Below are 6,500 nucleotides of genomic sequence, written 5' to 3'. Positions count from 1 at the left end.
GGCCGCCCGCCGCGCGGCGGCGATCCTGCTGGGCGCGCGCCGGCTGCGGACGGTCCCGGTGGGACGCCCGGTCCGGGAGAGCGACTACCGCTGACGGCCGCCGGGCGGGTCGGCCGGCGGTCCGACCGGTGGGCGCCGTACGGGGCTCAGGCCGCCCGCACGTCCACCGGGGCGCAGGTCGGGCAGCCGGACCCGGGGTGCCGCTGGGCGGGTACCCGCGGCGCGGTGGACATCCGGCCGGCCAGGGCGGCCGACGCCTCGGCCGGGTACCCGGCGGTCGCCGCCCGTCCGGTCACGGTCGAGCAGGTCATGGCCCGGGCGCGCAGCCGCGCCGGGTCGTCGAGCAGGCTCTGCTCCCGGGCGAACGACCGCAGCAGCGGGTGGTACCCGTAGCGGCCCGGCGCCGGGGCGGCCAGCAGGTGGGCGTCCACCAGCCGGTCGAGCAGTTCCTCGGCGCGGGCGGTGGCCTCGCCCAGGGCCGCGGCGGCGGCCGCCAGCGTGATCACGGGCGCGTCCGACCAGGCCAGCAGCCGGAACGCGCGGGCCTCGTCCGGGTCCAGCGCGTCATGGCTGCGGGCGATGCTGTCCCGCACGTCGAGACCGCCGATCCGCAGCTCGTCCAGCGGCCGGCCGCCCTCGGACAACCGGTCCGCCAGGTCGCGCACGCTCCACGCCGGACGGGCGACCAGCCGGGCCGCGCCCGCCCGGACGGCCAGCGGCAGCCGGCCGCAGGCCGCCACCACGTCCGCCGCCGCCCGCGGGTCGGCCGCGGCCCGCTCCGGACCGATGATCCGCCCGAACATCAGCCTGGCCTCGGGCTCCGCCGGCAGGCCGAGCCCCACCTGCCGGGCACCGGCCACGTCCGCCAGCAGGCCGCGGCTGGTGATCAGCACCGCGGCGGCCGGGTCCGCCGGCATCAGGTGCCGCACCTGGGCACCGTCGCGGGCGTCGTCCAGCACGACCAGCATCCGGCGCCCGGCCAGCACCGACCGGTAGAGCGCGGCGCGGGCCCCGGTCTCCGCGGGCAGGGCGTCCGCGGCCACCCCGACGGCGAGCAGGAAGGACGCCAGCACCGCGCGGGGGTCCACCGCCGTGCCCGTCCCGCCGAGCTCGGCGTACAGCACCCCGTCCGGGAACGCCGACGCGGCCAGGTGTGCCGACCGCACCGCGAGCGCGCTCTTCCCCACCCCCGGCTGACCGGAGACCGCGATCACCGCGGGACAGCCGCGCTCCTGGACCAGGGCCTCGGAAATCCGCCGGATCTCCGTCTCCCGGCCGGTGAAATCCGCGATGTCGGGCGGAAGCTGAAACGGAACCACCGGAATTGCACGATCCTCCGGTGCCAATCCCCCCTGCGATTCCCCCCCTCCGGTGAATTCCCGGCCGGCGGCGTTCTCCCCGATCGCCGCCGACCCCTTCACCCCCGCCGCCCGATGCGGCGCGGCCGGGCCCGTCGGCCCGTCCGGACCCGCCACGATCGCCGGGGCGGCCCGGCGCGGGACGACCGGCTCGTCCCGGAGGATCACCTGGTGCACCTCGCGGATGTCCGCACCGGGTTCCACCCCGATCTCGTCCACCAGGGTCCGGCGGACCTGCTGGTAGACGTTGAGCGCCTCGGTGCGGCGGCCGCTGCGGTACAGCGCGGTCATCAGCTGGGCCCACAGCCGCTCGCGGCCGGGGTGCTCCGCGGTGAGCGCCCGCAGTTCGGCGACCACGGCCGGGTGGCGGTCGAGCCGCAGTTCGGCCTCGACCCTCGCCTCGACGACGTCCAGGCGCCCCTCGTTCAGCCGGTCCGCCTCGGACTGGTGCAGCAGGTCGGACGGCACGTCGGCCAGTGCGGGCCCGCGCCACAGCCCGAGCGCGGCCCGGAGCAGCCCGGCCGCCTGCTCGCACTCCCCCTCGCGCAGCGCCGCCACCCCCTGGGCCCGCAGCGCGTCGAACCGGTGGATGTCGAGCTCCCCCGGTTCCACCTCGATCAGATAGCCGCCCTCACCCGTCCCGATCCGCTCGCCGGCCTCCCCCAGGCCTCGGCGCAGCCGCATCACGTAGTTGCGCAGGGTGGTGGCGGCGCTGGGCGGCGGGGCGAAATTCCAGATGGTGTCGGCCAGGACGTCGGCCGGCACCACCTGTCCCGGCCGCAGCAGCAGGGCGGCGAGCAGCACCCGCTGTTTGGCCGCCGGGACGACACGGACGCCTGAACCGTCCCGGACCAGCAGCGGTCCAAGAACGCAGAACTCCATCTACCGGCTCTCCCTCCGGGATCCGGCCCCGGAGTGACGGGGCCCGGATCACCGCTGACGATCAACACCTCCGTTTCTATCGAGCGGGCGAGTTGTCCAGCGCCGCTCAAGCCTCCGGTCAATCAATGACGGACAATCCGCGCCGGTTCTGTCCCGGTTCGGGAGGGTACGAGGAGGTCAGCCCGTGCGGGGGAACCCGCAGGCGGCGATCGAGGCCGCGGCCGCCTCGGCCGGACTCAGCTCCGCGGCGGGCAGCTCTCCCTCGACCCCGGGGCGGTAGTGCCGGGCGTCGTAGATGCCGGTCGGTCCCTCGCCGCCCATGCAGGCGACCGCGACGACCGTGATGTCCCCCTTGAGCGCCAGCTCGGACCGCACCGGGCCGAGCCGCCAGGTCTGCACGAAGCTCGGATGGTCCTTCTGGTCGGTGAAACCGATCTGCTGCCACTGCGGGTTGGGCGCCGCCAGGCCGCCGGCCACGAAATACCCGGCATATCCCACGATCCCCAATTGTGCACCGGACGCCCGGAGTTCCACCGTGTCCATACTACCCATCGGCTGGGAGACGGTGAAGGATATCGCGGACGGCATTCCCACGCCGCCCTGACAGTCCGTCGGCTTCATCCCCTTCGGCGGATTCCCGTGAATGACCGCCGACGAGGTGACCCCGCCGCCGCGCACCTGGAACCACCGCATGTCCGGGGTGCCCGAGGTGCCGTCGCTGACCACCTCACCGATGCAGTAGCCCATGAACTCGACCCGGCAACCCGGCGTGTACTGCTGCAGCGTGTCGGCCGTGATGCTCGGCTGGGCCCGTACCCGGGTGGTGGTGAGGTACGTGGTGCCGGAGAACGCGCCCGAGCCGCCGTAGTCCGCGCACGGCGGCACCACCGTGGCGCTCGGCGTCGCCCCGGCGGAGGCGGCGACGCCCGAGGCCGAGCGGCCGAGCATCTTGGGCAGCACCAGCGCACTGACGCCCACGGCGAGCGCCACGACGACCACCGTCAGGACGGCCGGCAGCCGGCGGAACCGGCCCGCCTCGACGGCGTCCTCGGGCCCGTCACCCAGCGCCGGGGGCAGCACCTCGCCGCCGTCGTCGGCCAGCCCGTCCACTGCCGCGCCGACCGGCCCGCCGGTCGGCCCGGGTATCCGCTCCCGATCCTGTTCCCGTTCCCGTTCCTTCTCGCGTCCCCGCTCCGGCTCCGGCCCGCACTCGGCTTCGGCTTCGGGCTCCGGCCGCGACTCGGACCGCGGTTCGGCCCGGGCGGCCGGAACGGACGGGGCATCACCGTCCGCCGGGGCCTCCGACTCCGTCTCCGCCCGACGCTCGGTCAACTCCTGTTCCAGGGCGTGCCATCGACGCTCCCAGAGTTCGACGTCACCACCGCAGGCTCCGACGTACGCGAGGGTGACCTCCAGGCTCGGCTGCCGCACGCCACCGGCGGCGTCGCTGAGCGTGGTGGCGCCGAACCCGGCGCGGGCGGCCAGAACGCGGTAGGTCGGGCTCCCGGCATCCTCCCGCACGGCTCTCAGGTCGTACGCGAACGCCTGGAGCGGGCCTTCGGTCGGATCGATGGGGCGGGGCTTGCGAGCCAACGCGTCTCCTAGCCTCTACTCGAACGCCGCAGCGATGCGAGGGCCGGGGTGCCCGTCCGCACGGCGCAAGCTGACCAGGGCAACCTACAAGTCGCCGCGTCAGTCGTGCTGCACCGGCCGGGGGCTGACACACCCGCAGGGCCAGGAGCTGGGAAACGACAGGGGTGCGCCGGCGGAAGAAGTCCCACCGGCGCACCCACGTCCGAACGGCCGTCCGACATCGGTTCGTACCGGATTCATCGAGGGTGCCACCCTCGGTCCGATCGCACGTGCCGGGCACCCCCGATCGGGCACCTGCGGTCCGGCCTGTCCACTCCCCCGTGGTGCCAGGCCGGACCGGTCACCGACCGGTCGGCTACCGCCGTCCTGAAAGAGGCGGAGTGCTGCCGGATCGCCCCGTGCCAACCGGTCGCCGCACCGCCTTCGACCATGGTGGTGCACCGGCGTATCGCCGAGGTCGCGCGACGGTATCCGGGCGGCCCGTCGCCCACCACGGCACGCCCCGCGCGCCCACGCGCGCCTGGCCGGCGCGGGCCGTCCACGCCGGCGTCGCGGTCCGGGAACGACAGGAGCCCCGGACCGGGAACGGTCGGGGCTCCTGTGCTGTTCACCTGCTGTGGGCGCAGACGGTTTCGAACCGCCGACATCCGCCTTGTAAGGGCGGCGCTCTACCGCTGAGCTATGCGCCCGCGTGCCGCGGATCCGGTGGCCCGGCCGTACGGCGACAGCCAAGAGTACCTGGTCCGGCGGCCGCCGTGCCGCCGCCTTTTGCGGGCGGTACCTCCCGGGGGTGCCGGTGGGGTGCGGAGATCGGCAAGAATGGGCGCACGGATGAGGCGTACGGAGCTGGAGAGGGAGCGCGGAGTGAGGGTGGCCGGCGGTGGCGGCGGGCGGGGCGGCTGGTGGCGTCGGAGCGACAACCTGCGGGCGGACGCGAAGGCCGCCCGGGATGCCGCCCAGGAGGCCTTCTACGAGCTCGACTCCACCCAGCGCGAGGTCCAGCTCGCGGTCGAGACGGTCCGCGCCGTCGAGGACGAGCAGACCGTGCGGCGCACCCGGGCCGACTTCCAGCAGATCTCGGCCCGGGTGGACGAGGTGACCGTCGGCTACCTGGCGGCCCTCGACGCGCACGACCTGGAGGCCGAGGAACTGGAGTCCTCGACCGCCGCCCGGGCCCGGCAGCAACTGGAGCAGGCGCAGCGGCAGCTCGACGCCGCCCGGGGCGAGCTGACCGGCTTCCTGGGCCGGCTGCAGCCGCTGGTGGACCGCGCCGAGGCCCAGCTGATGAAGGTGACCCCGGCGGTCGAGCAGGCCAAGCGGTCGCTGCTGGGGGCGACCACGGCGCTGGAGTCGGTCCGTGACGCCGGGATGCGGGCGGACGACCTGGCGGCCCGGCTGGCCGAGCTGGCCCCGGAGCTGACCCGGCTGAACGAAGGCGCGGGCCGGCACGGCGTGCAGGACACCCTGCGCCGGGCCGAGGACGTCCGGCGGCGCGCCGACGCGGTCCGCGACGAGGCCGGGCAACTGCCCGAGCAGGCACGGGAGATCGACCGCCGGGTGGGCAGTCTGCGGACCAGGATCCAGGCCCTCGAGACCCGTTCGGCGACGGTGGAGCCGGCCCTGAGCGAGCTGCGCCGCCGGTACGCGGTGGCCTGCTGGCAGGACCTGCAGCACGTACCGGCGCAGATCCCGGAGGCGGTGCGGACGGCGCAGGCGAAGCTGGCCGAGGCGGTGCGGGCTCGCGACGAGCAGCGCTGGCCGGACGCGACGGCGGCGATCGGTACGGTCCGGGCGCTGCTGGACACCGCGGAGGGCTCGGTGGCCGCGGTGACCGACCGGCTGCGGCAGCTGACCGAGGTGGAGCACGATCCGCAGCGGGAGATCGACCGGGCCCGGTTCGCGCTGCGGGACGCGCAGCGGCTGGCGATGTCGGGGCGCCAGACGCCGGACCCGCGGCACGCGGCGCCGCTCGACGCGGCGGTCGGCCGGCTGGACCGGGCGGTGGCCCAGCTGGAGGAGGCGGGCCGGCACCCGGACTACTGGCACTTCCTGACCGAGCTCGAGGGGGTGCGCCGGACGGCGGCCGAGGTGGTCGCGATGATCCGGGGCAGCCACTGACCGGTGCCCGGTGGCACCGGACCGGACTCACCCTACCGGCGAGTAACTTGCTTGCTAGAGTGACCGCATGGCACGAAAGAGACAGCTCTCCGCGTCCACCTTCCGGCGCGTGCTCACCATCTGGCCGCCCTACCTGTTCGCCGGCATCCGGGTCATCCGGCTCGACCCGGACTTCCGGACGGCCCGGGTCCGGCTGCGCCTCGGGCGCCTGAACCGCAACTACGTGGGCACCCACTTCGGCGGCTCGATCTTCTCGATGACCGACCCGTTCTGGATGCTGCTGGTGATGCAGAACCTCGGGCCCGGCTACCTGGTCTGGGACAGCGCCGCCGAGATCGAGTTCGTCTCGCCGGGCCGGGGGGACATCTTCGCCGACTTCCACCTCACCGACGACCGGCTGGCCGAGATCCGCGAACTGACCGCGGAGGGCAAGAAGGCGCTGGTGTGGTTCGACACCGAGGTCCTGGCGGCCGACGGCACGGTGGTGGCCCGCGTACGCAAGCAGATCTACGTCCGCCGCAAGCCCGCCACCACCTGACCGCGAACCCC

4 protein-coding genes and 1 tRNA gene are annotated in these 6,500 nt (G+C 74.8%); 2 read left to right on the top strand and 3 right to left on the bottom strand.

The features are described from left to right. Positions 1–146: 146 nt before the first annotated feature. The 3 genes from AA75_RS53810 to AA75_RS33715 form a co-directional block, all read right to left on the bottom strand. A complete protein-coding gene (locus AA75_RS53810; RefSeq protein ID WP_051813943.1) occupies positions 147–2,240 on the bottom strand; it encodes a BTAD domain-containing putative transcriptional regulator in 2,094 nt (697 codons plus the stop codon). A 177-nt stretch (positions 2,241–2,417) separates the two neighbouring features. Beyond that, entirely contained in the window at positions 2,418–3,833 is a 1,416-nt protein-coding gene (locus AA75_RS33720; RefSeq protein ID WP_051813942.1) for a helix-turn-helix transcriptional regulator, read from the bottom strand. Positions 3,834–4,450: 617 nt separating this feature from the next. Then, positions 4,451–4,522: transfer RNA gene (locus tag AA75_RS33715), tRNA-Val, on the bottom strand. Positions 4,523–4,664: 142 nt separating this feature from the next. On the opposite strand from AA75_RS33715, the gene AA75_RS33710 reads away from it, so the two are divergent. Both AA75_RS33710 and AA75_RS33705 read left to right on the top strand, forming a co-directional pair. Next, the gene (locus tag AA75_RS33710) at positions 4,665–5,951 is read left to right on the top strand and encodes a hypothetical protein (RefSeq protein WP_051813944.1); all 1,287 of its coding nucleotides are present in this window, start codon (positions 4,665–4,667) and stop codon (positions 5,949–5,951) included. Positions 5,952–6,018: 67 nt separating this feature from the next. After that, positions 6,019–6,489 carry a DUF4442 domain-containing protein gene (locus tag AA75_RS33705; protein WP_033824159.1) on the top strand — a complete coding sequence of 157 codons (471 nt, stop codon included), beginning with the start codon at positions 6,019–6,021 and terminating at the stop codon, positions 6,487–6,489. Positions 6,490–6,500 lie beyond the last annotated feature (11 nt).

It is taken from the genome of Kitasatospora sp. MBT63 (assembly GCF_000710465.2).
Classification (GTDB): domain Bacteria; phylum Actinomycetota; class Actinomycetes; order Streptomycetales; family Streptomycetaceae; genus Kitasatospora.
The sequence above is the reverse complement of the archived record's forward strand: the minus strand, read 5'-3'. Positions and strand labels throughout refer to the sequence as shown.